This window comes from Streptomyces sp. NPDC007971, from assembly GCF_042958635.1.
Lineage (GTDB): Bacteria > Actinomycetota > Actinomycetes > Streptomycetales > Streptomycetaceae > Streptomyces.
The window spans coordinates 1-4,625 of sequence record NZ_JBIBJK010000065.1 but is presented as its reverse complement, the minus strand read 5'-3'; the positions used below and the strand labels follow the sequence as shown (position 1 = coordinate 4,625).

Sequence of the window (4,625 nt, the reverse complement as noted above, 5' to 3'; positions counted from 1 at the left end):
CCGCCGGCCCGCAGCACACCGGTGGCGTGCCGGGTCCACGAACGACCGTCCTCCACGTCGCCCGTACTGGAGTGGAAGGTCAGCTCACGCCTGCCCGACTCATCCTCAGCACCGACCCAGACCTGCACCCGCACCGAACCGTTCTCGGGCAGGACGAGAGGAGCATCCAGAACCAGCTCCTCCACCAGGTCATACCCGACCTGGTCACCCGCACGGACCGCCAACTCCACGAACGCCGCACCAGGCAACAACACCGAACCCTGCACCACGAAGTCAGCCAGCCACGGATGCGTCCGCACCGACAACCGACCGGTCAGCAGCACACCGTCCGTGTCACCCACAGCGACAGCCGCACCCAGCAGCGGATGCTCCGCCGAACCGAGACCGGCCGCCGACACATCACCCACCGCCGGCAGCACCTCAGGCCAGAACCGCTCACGCTGGAACGCGTACGTCGGCAGGTCGACGCGCCGCGCGCCACGCCCGGCGAAGAACGCCTCCCAGTCCAGGCGCACGCCCCGCGTGCACAGCCGCGCCACCGCCGACACCAGCGCGGACTCCTCCGGCTGATCGGCGCGCAGCACCGGTACGAAGGCCGCGTCCGGCGCGGACTCCTGGCCCAACGCAGAGAGCGTCCCGCCCGGGCCGACCTCGACGAACGTGACAAGGCCCTCGGCGACCAGCGTGCTCACGGCGTCGGCGAACCGCACCGACTCGCGCACGTGCCGCACCCAGTACCCCGGCGACGCCAGCTCCTCGGCAGTCGCCCGCGCACCCGTCAGCGTCGACACGATCGGAATCACCGGCGCCTCGAACGACACACCCTCCAGCACGGCGCGGAAGTCATCGAGCATCGGGTCCATCAGCGGCGAGTGGAACGCATGGCTCACCCGCAGCCGGGACACCTTCCGCCCCGCCTCACGCCACCGCTCGCCCACAGCCTCCACATCAGCGGCGACACCCGACACGACGACCGACGACGGCCCATTGACCGCCGCGATACCCACCGTCTCCGGCAGGTCCGCCGCAACCTCGTCCTCCGTCGCCTGGACCGCCACCATCGCACCGCCCCCGGGCAGCGCCTGCATCAGCCCGGCACGAGCCGACACCACCTTCACCGCATCCGCCAGCGACCACACACCCGACACATACGCGGCAGCCAGCTCACCGATCGAGTGACCCGCCAGCACATCGGGGCGGACACCCCACGACTCCAGCAGCCGGAACAGCGCGACCTCGACCGCGAACAGCGCCGGCTGCGTCACCCCCGTCTCGTTCAGAGCATCGGCGTCCTCACCGAACAGCACCTCACGGACCTGCGGCTCGAACTCCGCAAGCACCTCGTCCAGCGCCTCGGCGAACACCGGGAACCGGTCGGACAGTTCACGCCCCATGCCAAGCCGCTGCGAACCCTGACCCGAGAACAGGAAACCCACCCGGCCGGGCTCATCAGCCACACCCGAGACCACACCACCGGCCGCCCGCCCCTCGGCCACCGCCGCCAGCGCATCGAGCAGCTCCGACCGCTCAACACCGACCACCACCGCACGGTGGTTCAACGTCGAGCGTGACGTGGCGAGCGAGTAGCCGACATCAACGGGCGCAAGCCCGTCCGCCACGGACAGCAGTCGCTCCGCCTGGCCGCGCAGCGCACCCTCGTCACTCGCCGACAGCACCCACGGCACCGGACCACCGTCGTGCGTGGCCGGCTCCGGGGCTTCCGCCTGCTCGACGGCGGGAGCCTGCTCGATGATGGCGTGCGCGTTCGTACCGCTGAAGCCGAACGACGACACACCCGCACGCCACGGCCGCTCCACGACCGGCCACTCACGCTCCTCGGTGAGCAGTTCGACCGCGCCCGCCGACCAGTCCACGTGCTGCGACGGCTCGTCCACGTGCAGCGTGCGGGGCAGGACGCCGTGCCGCATCGCCATCACCATCTTGATCACACCCGCCACACCCGCGGCGGCCTGCGTGTGACCGATGTTCGACTTCAGGGACCCCAGCCACAGCGGCTCGTCGGCACGGTCCTGACCGTAGGTGGCGAGGAGCGCCTGGGCCTCGATCGGGTCGCCCAGCTTGGTGCCCGTACCGTGCGCCTCGACGGCGTCGACGTCGGCGGGGGCGAGCCCCGCGGTCGCCAGCGCCTGCCGGATCACTCGCTGCTGCGAGGGTCCGTTCGGCGCGGTCAGGCCGTTGGACGCACCGTCCTGGTTCACCGCGGAACCGCGTACGACGGCGAGGACCTGGTGACCGTTGCGCTGGGCGTCCGACAGGCGCTCGACGACCAGCATGCCGACGCCCTCGCCCCAGCCCGTGCCGTCGGCCGCGTCGGCGAACGCCTTGCACCGGCCGTCCACAGCCAGGCCCCGCTGACGGCTGAACTCGATGAAGGCACCCGGCGTGGACATCACCGTCACGCCACCGGCCAGGGCCAGTTCGCACTCACCGGAGCGCAGGGCCTGCACCGCCAGGTGCAACGCCACCAGCGACGACGAGCACGCCGTGTCCACGGTGACCGCCGGACCCTCGAAGCCGAACGTGTAGGACAGGCGCCCCGAGGCGACGCTGGCCGCGTTGCCGGTCGCCACATAGCCGCCCACGTCCTCGGCGGCCGTGCCCAGCAGCAGCCCGTAGTCCTGCATGTTCGAGCCGACGAACACACCCACCCGCTCGCCGCGTACCGCGCTCGGGTCGATACCGGCCCGCTCGAACACCTCCCAGGAGGTTTCGAGGAGCAGCCGCTGCTGCGGGTCCATGGCCAGCGCCTCGCGCGGCGAGATCCCGAAGAAGCCCGCGTCGAACCCGCTCACATCCGAGAGGAACGCGCCCGACCGCGAGTACGACGTGCCCACCGAGTCCGGGTCGGGGTCGTAGAGCGCCTCCAGGTCCCAGCCGCGGTCGGCCGGGAACTCCGACACCACGTCCCCGCCCGACCGCAGCACCCGCCACAGGTCCTCGGGGCTCGCCACACCTCCCGGGAACCGGCACGCCATCCCCACGATCGCGATCGGCTCGTCCACCACACCCGACATGACCACGGGAGCAGTGGGCAGGGAGCCGGCGCTCGCTCCGGACAGCTCGGTACGCAGATAGGCGGCCAGCGCGGCCGCGTTCGGGTAGTCGAAGACGAGGGTCGTGGGCAGGGCTACACCCGTGGCCTCGCTCAGCCGGGTCCGCAGCTCCACCGCGGTCAGCGAGTCGAAGCCCAGCTCCCGGAAGGCACGGGTCGCGGAGAAGGCGTCGGCCGACACGTGGCCGAGGACCGCTGCCGCCTCGTACCGGACCAGGTCGGTCAGCTGCCGCTCCTGCTCGGCCTCGTCCAGCCCGGCAAGCCGCTGCGCCAGCGGCGACGACCCCGGCTCCACCGCAGAGGCCTCGAACACCGCACGCACCTGCGGCAGTTCACTCAGCAGCGGGCTCGGACGCTGCGCCATGAACGTCCCCGCGAACCGCTCCCAGTCCACGTCGGCGATGGCGACGTTCCCGTCACCACGCTCCAGAGCCGTGGCCAGACCCACGATCGCCACCGCCGGAGCCATCGACGGCAGGCCCAGACGCCGCAACTGTGCCGCAGCGTCCTCGCCGGCATTGGCGACCATGCCGCCATCCGCCCACGGACCCCACGCCACCGCCGTAGCAGGCAGACCCGCAGCCCGGCGATGCTCGGCCAAAGCATCCAGATAAGCATTGGCAGCCGCATACGCACCCTGACCACCGCTGCCCCACACGCCGGCGATCGACGAGAACAGCACGAACGCGTCCAACGGTGTGTCGGCAAGGAGCTCGTGCAGGTTCCTCGCACCAACAGCCTTCGCCGCCAGCACATCAGTGAACCCACCCGGACCGGACGGATCGATATCGGCAACAGCAGCCGAACGCTCGATCCCCGCCGCGTGCACAACCGCGTCAAGCGCCGGAAGACTCCCCAACAACGCCGCGACCGATTCCCGGTCCGCCACATCACAGGCCGCGAACGTCACCCGCGCACCCAACCCGACCAGTTCGGACGCCAGTTCCACCGCACCCTCGGCCTCAGCACCACGACGACTGGCCAGCACCAGATGCTCAGCCCCACGCGCCGCCAGCCAACGCGCCACATGCCCACCCAGCGCACCAAGACCACCCGTGACAAGAACCGTCCCACGCGGAGTCCACCCGGCCCCGGTCGCCCTGCCCACCGGGGCAGGCACCAGCCGACGACCGAGGATCTCGCCACCGCGCACCGCGACCTGATCCTCACCACTCACCCCGGTAAGCACCGCGGCCAGCAGATCACCGCTCACCTCGTCCTGAGCGTCCGGCAGATCGACCAGACCACCCCAACGGCCGGACTGCTCCAACGCAGCCACCCGACCAAGCCCCCACACCATCGACTGCTCGAACCCGGCAACCACATCACCCGAGCCCGCCGCCACCGCACCCGACGTCAGGCACCACAACGGAGCCGGCACACCCGCGTCGCCCAACGCCCGCAGGAGACCGATCGTGGCTCCGAGACCCACGGGTACGCCCGCATCATGCTCAGCGGCGAGCCCCAGCAGCGAGACCACACCGCTCAGCGAAGGCAGCCCGGCCAGCTGCTCCGCCCAGTCGACCGCATCCAGGTCCACCTGCAGAACCTG

At 71.1% G+C, this 4,625-nt stretch carries 1 pseudogene; it reads right to left on the bottom strand.

Annotation, left to right across the window (positions count from 1 at the left end):
* Window positions 1-4,610, bottom strand: a pseudogene (locus tag ACFZCP_RS45730) (type I polyketide synthase); the annotation flags it as partial.
* Window positions 4,611-4,625 lie beyond the last annotated feature (15 nt).